Annotated in this window: 14 protein-coding genes and 2 riboswitches; all 14 genes read left to right on the top strand. The window is 33.5% G+C overall.

Annotated elements, in window-relative coordinates:
• The coding region (locus tag BUB51_RS08745) for a hypothetical protein (RefSeq protein ID WP_073197136.1) at positions 1–314 on the top strand (314 nt) is incomplete at its 5' end.
• Positions 315–404: 90 nt separating this feature from the next.
• A riboswitch (purine riboswitch) is annotated at positions 405–506 on the top strand.
• Positions 507–618: 112 nt separating this feature from the next.
• Positions 619–2073: an IMP dehydrogenase gene (gene guaB / locus BUB51_RS08740; RefSeq protein WP_073197134.1), complete on the top strand. Its 1455-nt coding sequence runs from the start codon at positions 619–621 to the stop codon at positions 2071–2073.
• Positions 2074–2167: 94 nt separating this feature from the next.
• A complete protein-coding gene (guaA, locus tag BUB51_RS08735) occupies positions 2168–3700 on the top strand; it encodes a glutamine-hydrolyzing GMP synthase (RefSeq protein ID WP_073197132.1) in 1533 nt (510 codons plus the stop codon).
• Between the two features lie 99 nt (positions 3701–3799).
• A riboswitch (purine riboswitch) is annotated at positions 3800–3901 on the top strand.
• Between the two features lie 211 nt (positions 3902–4112).
• A complete protein-coding gene (locus BUB51_RS08730) occupies positions 4113–5438 on the top strand; it encodes an NCS2 family permease (RefSeq protein WP_073197130.1) in 1326 nt (441 codons plus the stop codon).
• Between the two features lie 110 nt (positions 5439–5548).
• Positions 5549–6034 (top strand): 5-(carboxyamino)imidazole ribonucleotide mutase, encoded by a 486-nt coding sequence (gene purE, locus BUB51_RS08725; RefSeq protein WP_083599573.1) that lies wholly within the window; start codon positions 5549–5551, stop codon positions 6032–6034.
• Between the two features lie 11 nt (positions 6035–6045).
• Positions 6046–6753 carry a phosphoribosylaminoimidazolesuccinocarboxamide synthase gene (purC, locus tag BUB51_RS08720; protein ID WP_073197126.1) on the top strand — a complete coding sequence of 236 codons (708 nt, stop codon included), beginning with the start codon at positions 6046–6048 and terminating at the stop codon, positions 6751–6753.
• A complete protein-coding gene (purS, locus tag BUB51_RS08715) occupies positions 6753–6998 on the top strand; it encodes a phosphoribosylformylglycinamidine synthase subunit PurS (RefSeq protein WP_197051411.1) in 246 nt (81 codons plus the stop codon). Before purC ends, purS begins: the two co-directional genes overlap by 1 nt.
• A gap of 2 nt (positions 6999–7000) precedes the next feature.
• Positions 7001–7705, top strand: a complete 705-nt coding sequence (gene purQ / locus BUB51_RS08710) for a phosphoribosylformylglycinamidine synthase subunit PurQ (protein WP_073197124.1) — start codon at positions 7001–7003, stop codon at positions 7703–7705.
• Positions 7705–9906 (top strand): phosphoribosylformylglycinamidine synthase subunit PurL, encoded by a 2202-nt coding sequence (purL, locus tag BUB51_RS08705; RefSeq protein ID WP_073197122.1) that lies wholly within the window; start codon positions 7705–7707, stop codon positions 9904–9906. The genes purQ and purL overlap by 1 nt, the downstream gene beginning before the upstream one ends.
• Positions 9891–11279: an amidophosphoribosyltransferase gene (purF, locus tag BUB51_RS08700; protein WP_073197119.1), complete on the top strand. Its 1389-nt coding sequence runs from the start codon at positions 9891–9893 to the stop codon at positions 11277–11279. The genes purL and purF overlap by 16 nt, the downstream gene beginning before the upstream one ends.
• A gap of 92 nt (positions 11280–11371) precedes the next feature.
• On the top strand, positions 11372–12415 hold the full coding sequence (gene purM, locus BUB51_RS08695; RefSeq protein ID WP_073197117.1) for a phosphoribosylformylglycinamidine cyclo-ligase: 1044 nt from the start codon (positions 11372–11374) through the stop codon (positions 12413–12415).
• Positions 12403–13029, top strand: a complete 627-nt coding sequence (purN, locus tag BUB51_RS08690; protein WP_073197115.1) for a phosphoribosylglycinamide formyltransferase — start codon at positions 12403–12405, stop codon at positions 13027–13029. The genes purM and purN overlap by 13 nt, the downstream gene beginning before the upstream one ends.
• Positions 13030–13182: 153 nt before the next feature.
• Positions 13183–14715, top strand: coding sequence for a bifunctional phosphoribosylaminoimidazolecarboxamide formyltransferase/IMP cyclohydrolase (gene purH, locus BUB51_RS08685; RefSeq protein ID WP_341423355.1), 1533 nt, complete (start codon positions 13183–13185; stop codon positions 14713–14715).
• A 174-nt stretch (positions 14716–14889) separates the two neighbouring features.
• Positions 14890–16149 (top strand): phosphoribosylamine--glycine ligase, encoded by a 1260-nt coding sequence (purD, locus tag BUB51_RS08680; RefSeq protein WP_073197111.1) that lies wholly within the window; start codon positions 14890–14892, stop codon positions 16147–16149.
• Positions 16150–16523: the final 374 nt, after the last annotated feature.

Genomic DNA, 16523 nt, shown 5'->3' with positions numbered 1-16523 from the left:
GACAAATAAAAGAATTTTGGAAATTAGAAGATTTTAAAAGTACAAAATACAACTTTATAGTATTTCATATAGTTATGTTATTGATAGGATATATGTATTTTCAAATATACAAAAACACAGAAGAAGGGCAAAAGTATGCCAAAAAAAGTTTACCAGTAGCTATAAAGAAGTATGTATGTAAAAAAGAAAAGAAAGTAATAATCTACAGGGGTAGGTACTTTGCAATCTTCAACTTCCTAGAATTTATAAAATTGTATAGTTCTTGTAGCGAAGAGATTCAATCACTCCTTGATCCTATTTTAGCTTTAGTATAGCATAGATGAATTTAATTTTTCATATTACGAATTGAAGTTCTATACAAATAAACCTTGACAATTACACAGATTTTTGTTAACTTAAAAAGAAAACTAAATAACGGCTACACTCATATAATTTCTGGAATATGGCCAGAAAGTCTCTACCGGGCAACCGTAAATTGCCTGACTATGAGTGGAATTTTGTATTAACCTAGCTATATTCATAGCCGAGGTATAGTTTTTGTACTCAAAACACAAATTCCACTCAGGAGTTTGTGTTTTTTTGTTTGGTTATTCAATAATAAATTGGGGAGGAATTTTTATGGAAAAGTTTTTAAAAGAAGGACTAACTTTTGATGACGTTCTTTTAATACCAGCTAAATCAGAGGTGCTACCTAAGGAAGTAAATGTTGAAACTTATCTTACAAGAAAAATAAAACTCAATATTCCTATAATGAGTGCGGGTATGGATACAGTTACAGAAGCTAGATTGGCTATAGCTATTGCAAGAGAGGGCGGAATAGGTATTATTCATAAAAACATGTCTATAGAAAGACAGGCTATGGAAGTAGATAAAGTTAAGAGGTCAGAACATGGTGTTATTACAAATCCTTTCTATCTTTCACCAGAACATAATGTGTCGGATGCGTTAGAACTTATGGAAAGATATCGTATATCTGGAGTACCAATAACTGATGCGAATAAAAAATTAGTAGGAATTATAACAAATAGAGATATAAGGTTTGAAACTGACACAAGTAAGAAAATTAAAGAGGTTATGACTAAAGATAATCTTGTTACAGCTAAAAGAGGAATTACTATGGATGAAGCTCAGGAGCTAATGAAAAAACATAAAATAGAAAAACTTCCATTAGTAGATGACGAGGGGAAATTAGTAGGATTAATCACAATTAAAGATATTGAGAAATCTATAGAATATCCAAATTCAGCCAAGGACAGTAAAGGTAGATTATTAGTTGGAGCAGCAGTTGGAGTTACAAGGGATATGCTTGATAGGGTTAAGGCGCTTGTAGATGCTCAGGTAGATGTTGTCGTTATAGATACAGCACATGGACATTCTAAAGGTGTTCTCGAAGCTGTAAGTAAGATAAAAGAAAAGTTTCCTGAACTTCAATTGATAGCTGGAAATGTTGCAACTGCAGAGGCCACTTTAGATTTAATAAAGGCTGGTGCAGATGCCGTAAAAGTTGGAATAGGTCCTGGTTCAATATGTACAACAAGAGTCGTAGCAGGTGTAGGAGTACCTCAAATTACAGCTATTTATGATTGTGCACAGGCAGCAAAGAAATACAATATCCCTATTATAGGAGATGGAGGCATCAAATATTCTGGAGATGTGGTTAAGGCTATAGCTGCAGGAGCAGATGTGGTTATGATGGGTTCTCTATTTGCAGGAACTGAAGAAAGTCCGGGAGAGACTGTATTATACCAAGGTAGAAGATTTAAAGTATATAGAGGCATGGGTTCGATTGGAGCTATGGCTGCGGGAAGTAGAGATAGGTATTTCCAAGAAGATAGCAAAAAATTAGTACCAGAAGGTGTTGAAGGAAGAGTTCCATACAAAGGGCCGCTTAAAGATACTATATTCCAATTAGTCGGCGGACTTAAAGCAGGAATGGGATATTGTGGTACACCAACAATCAAAGATTTACAAGAAAGAGGACAATTTATAAAGATAACTCAGGCTGGGTTGATTGAAAGCCATCCTCATGATATACAAATTACAAAAGAAGCACCTAATTATAGTGGAAGATAGAAATACTAAATTTAAAATTGGGAATTGAAAATGTAAAATTAATTTTTTATTTTACATTTTCAATTTCACATTTCATAAAAGCGGAGGTAGTGTAATGAAAAACGAGTTAATCCTAATACTTGACTTTGGAGGACAATACAGCCAATTAATAGCTAGAAGAGTAAGAGAAGCAAATGTATATTGTGAAATAGTACCTTATGATTATGATATAGAAAAAATAAAAGCTAAATCTCCAAAAGGAATTATTTTTTCTGGAGGACCTGCCAGCGTCTATGCAGAAGATTCTCCAAAATGCAATCAAGGAGTTTTTGATTTAGACGTACCAATATTAGGGATTTGTTATGGCGGCCAATTGATTGCACAATTCTTTGGTGGAGAAGTAAGTAGGGCCGATTCTAGAGAGTATGGAAAGACTAAATTAGAAATTATCGATAACACTGATTTATTTAAAGAATTAGAAGAAAGTATAGTATGCTGGATGAGTCATACTGATTTTATTGAGAAACTTCCTGAAGGTTTTGAAGTAATAGCAAAAACAGATTCTTGTCCTGTTGCAGCAATGAAAAATGAAGAAAAAAATATTTTTGCAGTTCAGTTCCATCCAGAAGTAGAACATACTCAAAGAGGTAGAGATATAATTAAGAATTTCATATATGATATTTGCAAATGTGAACCTAATTGGACTATGGAGGATTTTATCGAGCAATCTGTCAGAGAAATAAAGGAGAAAATAGGAAACAGAAAAGCTATATGTGCATTGTCAGGTGGAGTAGACTCTTCTGTTGCTGCGGTATTAGTCCATAAAGCGATAGGGCATAATCTTACTTGTATCTTTGTTGATCATGGTTTACTTAGAAAAAATGAAGGAGATCAAGTAGAGAAAATATTTAGAGACAAATTCAATATGAATTTAATAAGAGTCAATGCAAAGGATAGATTTTTAAGTAAACTAAAAGGGGTAACTGATCCAGAAAAGAAGAGAAAGATAATAGGAGAAGAATTTATAAGAGTTTTCGAAGAAGAAAAAAATAAACTTGGGAAAGTAGATTATCTTGTCCAAGGCACAATATATCCAGACGTTATAGAGAGTGGAACTGATAAGGCTTCTGTTATAAAAAGTCATCATAATGTAGGTGGACTTCCTGAAGATGTCGATTTTGAAATCATAGAACCTTTAAGATTATTATTTAAAGATGAAGTGAGAGAAGTTGGAAGAAAACTTAATATACCAGATGAAATAGTAGACAGACAACCATTCCCAGGCCCCGGATTGGCTATAAGGGTTTTAGGAGAGATAACAGAAGAAAAATTAGAAATAGTTCGTGAAGCTGACTGGATATTTAGACAGGAAATTAAGAGAAATGGACTCGATAAAGAGATTTGGCAGTATTTTGCCGTTCTACCAGACGTAAAAAGCGTAGGGGTTATGGGGGATGAAAGAACATACAGTCATCTAGTAGTGTTAAGAGCGGTAACTAGTACGGATGGAATGACAGCAGATTGGGCTAAAATACCATTTGATATATTAGAGGAAATATCAAATAAAATAGTTAATAATGTAGAAAATGTAAACAGAGTGGTATACGATATAACGTCTAAACCACCTGGAACTATTGAATGGGAGTAAATAATGTTCGTACTATAACAAACATTATTTTTATTAATTATATTTAATATTCGTAAAAAGTATTGACTTATATATTTTAATCTGTTATCATTAGTCTTAAGAAAACAGAATTATATCACTCATATAATCCCTGGAATATGGCCGGGGAGTCTCTACCAAGCAACCGTAAATTGCTTGACTATGAGTGAAAGTGTACCTAGGGTTCCGGAGAACTTTACTTTTATGTAATGTTTTCGTCTGGTCCGAGCGGTACAGGTATTACCATGTGTAATATCACACCGAGGGGATAAAAGCCCGGTCGGGTAGGTTTCACTTATAGAATAAAAACCTACCCTGGCCGGGCTTTTAATTATATTAAATTAGGCTGACAAGTTAACAGTCAGAATTAAATAAAAAATAAGGAGGCATAGTAATGGAGAAATTTTTTAAGCTGTCAGAAAACAATACAACCATCAAAACAGAGATTACAGCAGGTATAACAACTTTTATGACAATGGCGTATATACTAATAGTTAATCCATCGACTTTATCTGCAACTGGTATGGACTCCAAGGCATTATTTACTGCAACGGCTCTATCGGCTATCATAGCAACATTAGTAATGGCACTTTATGCAAATTATCCATTCGCATTAGCACCAGGTATGGGATTAAATGCATACTTTGCTTATACAGTTGTATTAAAAATGGGATATTCATGGCAAGTTGCATTAACAGCAGTATTTTTAGAAGGAATTATATTTATAATACTAACATTCTTAAATGTTCGTGAAGCAATCATAAATTGTATTCCATTAAATATAAAGCATGCCGTTTCAGTAGGAATTGGTTTGTTTATAGCTTTTATAGGATTAGTTAATTCAGGAATTGTAAAAACAGGAATGACCTATGTTGGTGATGGTAAATTAGATGGGATAATAGTAAAATTAGGCGATATAACAAGTAAATCACCTTTGTTGGCATTAATAGGTTTAGTAGTTACAGGTATTTTATTAGCTAGAAATGTAAAAGGTGCATTATTAATAGGGATTATTATTACTACTATAATAGGTATTCCTATGGGTGTAACACAAATACCTGAAGGAATGAAGATTATAAGTTTACCTCCTTCATTATCACCTATAATGTTTAAATTTGATTTTTCAAGTATATTTACTTTAGACATGTTAGTAGTCTTATTTACATTCCTATTTGTTGACATGTTTGATACTGTTGGTACATTAGTAGGAGTTGCATCTAAAGCTGATATGCTTGATAAAGAAGGTAAACTACCTAAAGCAAAACAGGCTCTATTTGCCGATGCCATAGGTACTACTGTTGGTGCCATTTTGGGAACAAGTACTGTTACAACTTATGTAGAAAGTGCATCAGGAGTAGCCGAAGGTGGTAGAACAGGTTTAACATCATTAACAACTGCGGGTATGTTTGCGATAGCCCTATTATTCTCACCATTATTTACAATGGTTCCAAGTGCTGCTACTGCACCAGCTTTAATATTAGTTGGTTTATTTATGATGTCTCCAATTAAAAAGATAAATTTAGAAGATTTTACAGAGGCGATCCCAGCATTTTTGACAATAATAATGATGCCGTTAACTTATAGCATTGCTGATGGTATAGTATTTGGTATGATTTCTTACATTTTATTAAAATTGTTAACAGGTAAAGGGAAACAAGTTTCACCTATAATGTATGTTTTAGGAATACTATTTATTTTAAAATTTATAATACCGAGTTAATAAGTAGAAGGGTTGGCAGATTAGTAAAAGTCCGGAATAAAGTGTTTTCATTTCGGACTTTTATGTTTATGATTATAGTATTGATTAAAATTGAAAGGGGAGGTTTTAGAATGAAAGTAGCTGTTGTTATGGGAAGTGATTCAGACTTTCCAATAGTTTCAAAGACATTGGAAATATTAGATAAGTTTGGAATTGAGAGAGAAGTAAGAGTATTATCGGCTCACAGAACACCATATAAGGCATTAGAATTTGCAAAAAATGCAGAGAATAATGGATTTGATTTGATAATTGCAGCGGCAGGAAAAGCGGCTCATCTTCCAGGTGTTTTAGCGGCAGTAACTATTCTGCCTGTTATTGGTTTGCCAATTAAATCTTCAACATTAGATGGGATGGATTCTCTATTATCAATAGTTCAGATGCCAAAAGGCATACCAGTTGCAACTGTAGCTATTAATGGAGCAGAAAATGCGGGATTATTAGCAGTTGAAATATTGTCGCTAAAATATACAGAATTAAAGGATAAGTTAAGAGAGTACAGAGAGGAAATGAAAAGAGTTGTTGAAGAAAAGGATAGACAAATAAAAGAAAAAAATTAGGAGGGGTTAGAATGAAAAGAGAATTTGTTTATGAGGGAAAGGCGAAAAGAGTTTATAAAACTGATGATGAAAAAGTTTATTTAATTGAGTATAAGGATGATGCAACTGCATTTAATGGAGAGAAGAAAGAAACTATAGAAAACAAGGGAGTTATAAACAATAAAATATCGGCAATGCTTTTTGAATTACTAGAGAATGCCGGAATAGAAACACATTTTGTCAAATTAATTGATGAAAGAAGAATGCTAGTTAAAGCTGTAGAAATCATACCAATAGAGGTTATTGTAAGAAATGTTGCAGCGGGTTCTTTAGCAAAAAGGCTTGGATTTGAAGAGGGAACACAGTTAGAGACTACAGTTCTTGAATTTTGTTATAAAAATGATGAATTAGGTGATCCATTAATTAATGATTACCATATACAAGCATTAAAACTTGCAGGTAAAGAAGAGGTAGAGGTAATAAAACAAAAGGCATTAAAGATAAATGAAATATTAGTGGATTTTTTCGGAAAGATTGGATTAAAACTCATAGATTTCAAATTGGAGTTTGGAAGATATGATGGTAGAATTATTTTAGCTGATGAAATATCACCAGATACATGCAGACTATGGGATAAAGAAACAAATCAAAAAATGGATAAAGATAGGTTTAGAAGAGATTTAGGTAAAGTAGAGGATGCTTATAAGGAAGTATTGAGGAGAGTAGAGGAGGTTTTATAATGAAGGCAGTAGTTTATGTAACCTTAAAAAAAGGCATTTCAGACCCTCAAGGCAATGCGGTAAAAGAAGCATTAGATTCTTTAGGGTATAGAGAAGTTAATAAAGTGAGAATAGGGAAGATAATTGAGCTTGAACTTGAAGATATGGATAAAGAAGAAGCCGAAATCAAGATAAAAGAGATGTGTGAGAAATTATTGGCTAATACGGTTATGGAAAAGTATAGTTTTGAGATACTGGAGGGTTAAAAATGAAATTCGGAGTCGTTGTTTTTCCTGGATCTAATTGTGATATAGACTGCTACAAAGTATTATCAAATGTTCTTAAGAAGGATGTAGATTATGTTTGGCATGATACAGAAAATATAGAAAAATATGACGTGATAATTCTGCCGGGTGGTTTTTCATACGGTGATTATTTAAGATGTGGAGCAATAGCAAGATTTTCTAAAATCATGGACAGTGTAGTTAAACATGCTAATAAAGGTAAATTGGTAATAGGAATTTGCAATGGATTTCAGATATTAACGGAGGTAGGATTACTTCCTGGAGCACTTATAAGGAACAATAATCTTAAGTTTATATGTAAAACTGTTCCTATTAGAGTCGAGAATAACACTACACCTTTTACTTTAAATTGTGAAAAAGGGCAAGTCATTAATATACCTATAGCTCATGGTGAAGGTAATTATTTTATTGATGAAGAAGGATTAGCTCAGCTCGAAAAAAATAATCAAATTGTCTTTAGATATTGCAGTGAAGAAGGTTTAATAGATGAAAAATCAAATCCGAATGGTTCTGTAAAAAATATTGCAGGAATATGTAATAAAGCGGGTAATGTATTGGGAATGATGCCGCATCCTGAAAGGGCTTCAGAACTATTGTTAGGGAATGAAGACGGACTAATACTATTCAAATCTATAATAGATTATTTAGAGAGGGGACATTTCGAGTGATGAACAATAAGCCTTGGGAAAGTGTAGGACTTACTAGGGAAGAATACGATAAAATATTAGAAATTCTAGGTAGAGAACCTAATAATTTAGAGTTAAATATGTACGGCGTTATGTGGTCTGAACATTGCAGTTACAAGAACTCAAGAGCACTTTTTAAGCATTTTCCGACATCAAATGAAAGAGTACTTCAAGGGCCTGGCGAAAATGCTGGAATTATCGATATAGGAGATAACAAAGCCATAGCGATGAAAATAGAAAGCCACAATCATCCTTCCGCAGTAGAGCCTTACCAAGGAGCTGCAACCGGTGTTGGAGGAATTATCAGAGATATTTTTGCAATGGGAGCAAGGCCAATAGCACTTCTAAATTCTCTAAGATTTGGAGAAATAGAAGATGACGCTCATATGAGATATTTATTTAGTGGAGTAGTTTCAGGAATTGGAGGATATGGAAATTGCATCGGTATTCCAACGGTAGGTGGAGAAGTATATTTCAATAAATGTTATAAAGGTAATCCTTTAGTAAATGCTATGTGTATCGGAGTTATTGAACACGATAAAATTCATAGAGGAACTGCGGCAGGTGTTGGAAATTTAGTTATGTATGTAGGCGCATCTACTGGAAGAGATGGGATAGGAGGAGCGAGTTTTGCTTCTGTAGAACTGACTGAAGAAACAGCAGTTAAGAAGTCAGCAGTCCAAGTTGGAGATCCATTTATGGAAAAGTTGTTATTAGAGGCTTGTCTTGAACTTCTAGATACAGATTATGTTGTCGGCATACAGGATTTAGGAGCTGCTGGATTGACATCGGCGTGTAGTGAAATGGCTTCCAGAGGTAATTCAGGTATGGTAATAGATGTGTCATTAGTTCCTAGAAGAGAAGAAGGAATGCTACCTGTAGAAGTAATGATATCGGAATCACAAGAAAGAATGCTTCTTGTTATAAAAAAAGGTGCAGAAGAAAAGGTTAAAAAGATATTTGACAAATGGGGACTTCATTCGGCCGTTATAGGAAAAGTTACAGACGATGGAATGTTGACTATTATGGAAAATGGCAAAATAGTTGGCAGGGTACCTGCAAAGTCTTTAGCTGATGAGGCACCCAAATATTACAGAGAATATGAAAAGCCAGAGTATATAGATAAAAAGAGAGCTCTTTCGATAGATAAATTAAAGGAAGTTAATGATTTAAATGAAGTATTATTTAAAATGATTAGCTCTACAAACTTATGCAGTAGAGAATGGGTTTATAATCAGTACGATTATCAGGTAAGAACGAATACAGTAATAACTCCCGGTTCGGATGCCGCTGTAATTAGAATTGATGAAACGAATAAAGCCATAGCCGCTACGACAGATTGTAATAGTAGATATTGTTATTTAAATCCTAGAAGAGGGGCTCGAATTGCAGTTGCCGAAGCGGCTAGAAATATTGTTGTAACTGGTGGGAAGCCTTTAGCTATTACTGATGGACTTAATTTTGGAAATCCAGAGAAGCCAGATAGATTCTGGCAGTTTAGAGAGAGCATTTTAGGTATAAGTGAAGCCTGCAGGAAGTTCAATATTCCAGTTGTAAGTGGTAATGTAAGTTTTTACAACGAAACTCCAGAAAATGCAATATATCCGACTCCGATAATAGGAATGATTGGACTTATAGATGATCTAGATAAAGTTATGACTATGGAATTTAAAGAGGAAGGCGATATTATTGTACTTTTAGGTTCAACTAAAGAAGAAATTGGTGCGAGTGAATATTTAAAAGTAATTCACGGTTTAGAATTAGGTGAAGTACCAGAAATAGATTTAGATTTAGAAAAAAGATTACAAGATTTATGTGTTGAGCTTATAGATAAAAAACTTATAAAGTCGGCTCACGATTTGAGTGAGGGAGGATTAGCATTAGCATTATCTGAATGTTTAGCTAAAAGTAATTTAGGAGCTGAAATTTCAGTAGATACAGATTTAAGAGAAGATATATACTTATTTTCAGAAAGTCAATCAAGAATATTGGTATCTTTAGATACAAACAATGTAGACAAATTAAAAGAATTATGTAACAGATACGAAATCCCATTTACAGTATTAGGAAGAACTATAAAAGATAAATTATCAATAAAAATTAATGGCGATTTAGTAATCGATGTTAAAGTGGAGGATATTACAGATAAATTAAGGAGTGTATTGCCATGTATAATGGGCTAGTCTGTAGTGATAAGTTAAATGAAGAATGCGGTATAGTTGGAATATATTCAAATGATATACAGGACATTTCTAAACTTACTTATTTCGGCTTATATTCTCTGCAGCATAGAGGACAGGAAAGCTGCGGTATAGCTATTAATAATAAAGGTAAAATCAAATACTGTAAAGGTATGGGATTGGTATCTGAAGTATTTGATGACGATGTTTTGAAAAATCTTGATGGCAATATAAGTATAGGGCATGTCAGATATTCTACAACAGGAGAGAGTAGAGCTTCAAATGCTCAACCTTTAGTAGTTAAATATAAAAATGGAGATATTGCACTAGCCCATAATGGCAATTTAGTAAATGCTCGTACCATAAGAGAGATATTAGAGGAAGAAGGCGTCGTACTTCAAACTACTATAGATACTGAAGTAATAGTTAATTTGATAGCAAGATATCATAAATTTGGCATTGAAAGTGCAATAAAAAAGGTTATGGAACTTATTAGAGGCTCTTATGCATTAGTATTGACTATGGGAGATATGTTAATAGGAGTAAGAGATCCATATGGGATAAGGCCTTTATGTATAGGGAAATTAAAGAAAGGTTTCGTTATTGCATCTGAAAGTTGTGCGTTAGATACTGTTGGTGCTGATTTTATTAGAGATGTAGAACCTGGAGAAATCATAATTATTGATGCAAAAGGTATGAAAAGTATACCATATGATAAATGGTGCAAAAAAAGTCTATGTATTTTCGAGTTAATCTATTTTGCTAGGCCTGATAGTATAATGGATGGAATTAGCGTTTATCTTGCTAGAAAAGAAGCGGGAAGAATTTTAGCAAGAGAGTCTAAAGTCGATGCGGATATAGTTATATCCGTTCCAGATTCGGGGACGGCTGCTGCAATCGGATTTTCAGAGGAGTCGGGAATACCTTTTAGCGAAGGATTAATAAAGAATAGATATGTCGGGAGAACTTTTATTAAGCCTAGTCAAGAGTTAAGGGAGCAGGGAGTAAGACTTAAACTTAATGTATTAAAGGAGAATATAAAAGGAAAGAGAGTCGTTTTAGTAGATGATTCTATAGTTAGAGGGACTACTATAAGAAGGATTGTAGATATTCTAAAATCGGCTGGAGCTAAAGAAGTGCATGTAAGAATAAGCTCACCACCTGTCAAGTATCCTTGTTTCTTTGGGATAGACACTCCCGAGAGAAAACAACTTATAGGTGCAAAGAATACTACTGAAGAGATTAGAAAGCTGATAAATGCAGACAGTTTGAGTTATTTATCTATCGAAGGGCTTATAAAAACTACAGGTAAAAATGGAGGATTTTGTTTAGCTTGTTTTAATGGTGATTATCCTATGGAAGTACCGTTGGAGTAAAAATTTAAAATTGAAAATGAAAAATTATTAATTATTAATTTTAAATTTTACATTTTACATTTAACATTTTACATTCCTATAAGGAGGTTTATATGGGTACTAAAGGTATTACTTATAAAGATGCGGGTGTTGATATTAAAGCTGGATATGAAGCGGTTAATCTGATTAAAGAACATGTAAAGAAGACTCATACTAAAGGAGTTATGTCGAGTATAGGAGGCTTTAGTGGCCTTTTTAAAATAGATACAGATAAATACAAGGAACCTATTTTAGTATCGGGAACGGATGGAGTGGGAACTAAACTAAAAGTCGCTTATATGATGGATAAGCACGATACAATTGGAGAAGATTGTGTTGCGATGTGTGTAAATGATATATTGTGTCAGGGTGCAAAACCTTTGTTTTTTCTTGATTATATTGGGACATATAATATAGAGCCTACAGTTATTTCAAAAATAGTTGAAGGAGTAGCGAACGGTTGCGTAAAAGCTGGATGTGCTTTAATAGGAGGAGAAACTGCTGAAATGCCCGGTGTTTACAGTAAAGGTGAATACGATTTAGTTGGATTTGCAGTAGGTATAGTAGCTAAAGATAAAATTATTGACGGCTTAAGCATTTCTGAAGGAGATGTTTTGATAGGACTTAAATCTAGTGGACTTCATAGCAACGGTTTTTCTTTAGTTAGAAAGTTATTTTTTGAAATAGAGAAATTCAGCGTCAATCAATATGTGGATGAATTGGGAACGACTTTGGGGGAAGAGTTATTAAAACCTACTCGTATATATGCAGATGTAATTGAAAAGATTTTAGATAAATATGCTGTAAAGGGAATGAGTCATATTACAGGTGGAGGATTTTATGAGAATATACCGAGAATGCTTCCTGAAGGATTTGTTGCAGATATAGATGTTAGATATATAGATACACCAGCTATTTTTAAATTAATCGAAAAATTAGGTAGAATCGATAAAAAAGAAATGTATTCTACTTTTAATATGGGAATTGGAATGGTTATAGCTGTAGATAAAGAAGATGGAGATAGAGTAATAGAATATCTAGACAGCATAGGAGAAAGGGCATATCTAATAGGAGAGGTAAAAAAGGGAGAAGGTGGCATTAGAATATGTCATCAGTAAATATTGGCGTTTTAATTTCAGGAGGCGGGACTAATCTTCAGGCCTTGATTGATAGTATAGATAAAGGCTATATAAATGGAAAAATAAAGGTTGTAATTTCTAATAGAAAAGATGCTTATGGGCTTGTAAGAGCAAGAAAAAATTTAATAGAAGCTCTCTATATAAATAGGAAGGAATTTAATAGTGATATAGAATTTGATTTAAAAATATTAGATGAACTAGAAAAACGGCAAGTTGAATTAGTAGTATTAGCAGGATATTTAAAAGTATTGAGCAAAGAGTTTGTTAATCGTTATAAAAATAGAATTATTAATATACATCCTTCTTTGATTCCGAGCTTTTGCGGGAAAGGATATTATGGAGAAAAAGTTCATAGAGCAGTGTTAGATTATGGGGTTAAAATAACGGGTGCTACTGTCCATTTTGTCGATGAAGGGGCAGATACAGGACCTATTATATTACAGGAAGCCGTTTTTGTAGATAATAATGATACTGTAGATACACTTAGAGAAAAAGTGTTGGAAATAGAACATAAGCTCTTACCAATGGCAGTAAAATTGTTTTGTGAAAACAAATTAGAAGTCATAGGCAGAAAGGTGATAATTAGGGATTAGAAATTTAAAATTGAAAATTTAAAATGTAAAATTATTTGCTAATTAACAATGGATAATTGAAATCAATTTTTAATTTTACATTTTACATTTCCATTTGTAGTGTCATGGCGACTGATAGCTGTCTAATGGAAATGAAAAGGGGAGGTATTTATTTTGAAGAGAGCACTTATTAGCGTATATGATAAGACAGGCATAGTAGAATTTTCAAGAAAGCTAAAGGAATTAGGATGGGAAATTATATCAACTGGGGGAACAAGAAAAAAGCTAGCTGAAAATGGGATAGAAACTATAGATATTTCAGATATAACAGGTTTTCCTGAATGTCTTGATGGAAGGGTAAAGACACTGCATCCTAAAATTCATGCTGGAATACTCTCAATAAGAGATAATGATGCTCATATTAAAACTTTAAAGGAGCTTGAAATAGACTGTATAGATATGGTTGTTAACAATCTATATCCTTTTAAGGAAACAGTAAGTAATCCTAATGCAGTTCATGAAGAGATAATAGAAAATATCGATATAGGTGGCCCATCTATGCTTAGAGCAGCAGCTAAAAACTATAAATACGTTACAGTTATAGTAGATCCTAATGATTATGACAAAGTAATAGATGAGTTAGATGAAAATGGAGACGTAAGTTTAAAGACTAAAGAATATCTTGCTGCTAAAGTATTTCAATATACAAGTCATTATGATGCATTAATATCGGAGTATTTTAATAAAATAGCCAATATAGAGCTTCCAGATTTAATTACTTTAACATTTGAGAAAAAGCAAGATTTAAGATATGGGGAAAATCCTCATCAGAAAGCAGCATTTTATACTTATGTATATTCAATAAAAGGAACTTTAGGACAGGCAAAAAAGCTTCATGGAAAAGAACTATCTTTTAATAACATAAACGATACAAATGGTGCATTAGAGATTTTAAAGGAATTTGAAGAACCGACTGTAGTAGCTGTAAAACATACTAATCCATGTGGTATAGGCAGCGGTAATACTATTAGTGAGGCATTTAAAAAAGCATATGAGTCAGATAAAGTGTCAATATTTGGTGGAATTATTGCGGCAAATAGGGAGATTGATAGAGAGACTGCCGAGATGATAAATAAAATCTTTATAGAAGTAGTGATAGCTCCATCGTATACTGATGAAGCTTTGGAAGTGCTTACTTCTAAGAAAAATATTAGAATATTAGTTTTACCTGAAATTACTGCGAGAGAAGAAAGTGGATATGATATTAAAAGAGTATTAGGCGGAATATTAATTCAAGACAGAAATACTAAACTTATACAAGATGAACTTAAATTTGTAACAGAGAGAAAACCTACTGAAAGAGAATTAGAAGATTTATTATTTGCTTGGAAGGCAGTGAAGAATGTGAAGTCTAATGCGATTGTATTAGCTAAGGATAAAGGAACTGTTGCTGTTGGGCCAGGGCAGGTTAGTAGGATATGGGCTTTAGAGAATGCTATAAAACAGGGTGGAAATAGAGTTAAAAACAGTGTAATGGCATCTGATGCATTCTTCCCATTCCCTGATTGTGTAGAAGCAGCTTATAAAGCAGGAATAACTGCAATTATTCAGCCTGGGGGTTCAATTAGAGATAAAGAGTCTATTGAAGCAGCAAATAAATATGGTATAGCTATGGTATTTACAGGTATGAGGCATTTTAAGCATTAGCGTTATCATAAATTTAAAATTGAAAATTTAAAATGTAAAATTAATATAAAATTGAAAATGTAAAGTCAGTTGACAGTTAACAGTAGACAGTTGACAGGCAGTTAATAGCTATCAGTTGATAGTCAATAGTCGAATGGCAGAATTAAATAGCGAAAATGAAAGGATGAATAGGGAATGAAGGTTTTAGTTGTAGGCGGTGGTGCAAGGGAGCATGCAATAGTTTGGAAGGTATCTAAAAGTCCGAAGGTAAGTAAAATATATTGTATACCCAGTAATGGAGGAATAAGTGAGATTGCTGAAAATGTAAACATAAAGGCTGAAGATATAGAACTTTTATTAGGATTCGCTTTAAAGGAGAATATTGATTTGACTATAGTAGGTCCTGAAGCACCATTGGTAGAAGGTATTGTCGATAAATTCAAAGAAAAAGGACTTGATATAATAGGGCCGGATAAAAAAGGTGCAATGCTAGAAGGCAGTAAAATATTTGCCAAAAAATTCATGGAAAGGTATAATATACCTACAGCGAAATACAAAACCTTTAAAGATAGTAAAAATGCAATTGAAGCTCTCGGTAGTTTTGAATATCCTTTAGTAGTAAAAGCAGACGGTTTAGCTGGTGGAAAAGGCGTAGTAATCTGTAAAACTAGACAAGAAGCCGAAAAAACTGTAATTGATATGATGGAGAAGAAGAAGTTTGGTTTATCTGGTGAAAATATAGTTATAGAAGAATATTTGGAAGGTATAGAGGCGTCGCTTCTATGTATTATTGATGGCAAAAAAATAATACCTATGGAGAGTGCAAAAGATTATAAGAAGATATTTGAAGGAGATGAAGGGCCTAATACAGGTGGTATGGGATGCTTTTCACCACACCCATTATTTACTCAAGCACTAAAAAATACTATTAGAGAAGAAATATTAGACCGTATTATGTATGGATTGAAAATGGAAAAGATTTTTTATCAGGGAATTTTATTTATAGGGCTTATGCTTACAAAGGACGGACCTAAAGTTTTAGAATTTAATGTTAGAATGGGCGATCCAGAAACCGAGGTAATACTCCCAAGATTAAAGAGCGATATAATTGAAGTTTTTGAAAAGACTTTGTCTGGAGAATTGATAGAAGATGATTTGAAGTGGGAAGATAAATATTGCGTATGTGTAGTAGCAGCATCGAGAGGTTATCCAATAAGCTATGAAAAAGGGAAGCTAATTACAGGACTAGATAGAGTTGATAAAGAAGTTATTGTTTTTCATGGAGGAACGAAAAAAGTAGATGATAAAATTTATACAAATGGAGGTAGAGTACTTACAGTTACGGCTTTAGGAAATTCTCTAGAAGAAGCTAGAGAGATTGCATATGATAATATTGAAAAAATTAATTTTGAAAATATGTATTATAGAAAGGATATTGGGAAATTGGGGCAGTAGGCTAAACTTATTGCCCCTTTTTTGTGTGCCGGGCATGCGTAACAACTAGGTGGTGAAAGTCCACTGTGGGGGTTGACCGTGCCAACCACTAGCTAAAGGCAAGGGTGTCCATCGCGAGGTGGAATCTGAAGGAAGCCGGAGGCAAAATCCTGGTCCGAGGTACACGAACCACATTCGAGGCTGTATAAATCGGGTGAGTTTGCGTAGCAAAACAAAGCCCAAAACGGTCCGAAGGTTTATGCAGTAAATGTGGCGGATATATGGGAGGAAAGTGGTTACGCTTACCCCGGGAGGTCTCAAGGGTACGTCATTTAGATGAATTTCAAAATGACAACCTATGCAGTGATGTATAGCTGAACCTTGAGAAGTCAGCA

Source organism: Caloranaerobacter azorensis DSM 13643 (assembly GCF_900129995.1).
GTDB lineage: Bacteria > Bacillota > Clostridia > Tissierellales > Thermohalobacteraceae > Caloranaerobacter > Caloranaerobacter azorensis.
The sequence above is the reverse complement of the archived record's forward strand: the minus strand, read 5'-3'. Positions and strand labels throughout refer to the sequence as shown.

Bases quoted from the DNA above. Each gene is read 5' to 3' on its own strand.
- purE (WP_083599573.1), top strand. From the start codon at position 5,549: ATGAAAGTAGCTGTTGTTATGGGAAGTGATTCAGACTTTCCAATAGTT.
- purQ (WP_073197124.1), top strand. From the start codon at position 7,001: ATGAAATTCGGAGTCGTTGTTTTTCCTGGATCTAATTGTGATATAGAC.
- purD (WP_073197111.1), top strand. From the start codon at position 14,890: ATGAAGGTTTTAGTTGTAGGCGGTGGTGCAAGGGAGCATGCAATAGTT.
- guaA (WP_073197132.1), top strand. From the start codon at position 2,168: ATGAAAAACGAGTTAATCCTAATACTTGACTTTGGAGGACAATACAGC.
- purL (WP_073197122.1), top strand. From the start codon at position 7,705: ATGAACAATAAGCCTTGGGAAAGTGTAGGACTTACTAGGGAAGAATAC.
- purC (WP_073197126.1), top strand. From the start codon at position 6,046: ATGAAAAGAGAATTTGTTTATGAGGGAAAGGCGAAAAGAGTTTATAAA.
- guaB (WP_073197134.1), top strand. From the start codon at position 619: ATGGAAAAGTTTTTAAAAGAAGGACTAACTTTTGATGACGTTCTTTTA.
- BUB51_RS08730 (WP_073197130.1), top strand. From the start codon at position 4,113: ATGGAGAAATTTTTTAAGCTGTCAGAAAACAATACAACCATCAAAACA.
- purF (WP_073197119.1), top strand. From the start codon at position 9,891: ATGTATAATGGGCTAGTCTGTAGTGATAAGTTAAATGAAGAATGCGGT.
- purN (WP_073197115.1), top strand. From the start codon at position 12,403: ATGTCATCAGTAAATATTGGCGTTTTAATTTCAGGAGGCGGGACTAAT.
- purM (WP_073197117.1), top strand. From the start codon at position 11,372: ATGGGTACTAAAGGTATTACTTATAAAGATGCGGGTGTTGATATTAAA.
- purS (WP_197051411.1), top strand. From the start codon at position 6,753: ATGAAGGCAGTAGTTTATGTAACCTTAAAAAAAGGCATTTCAGACCCT.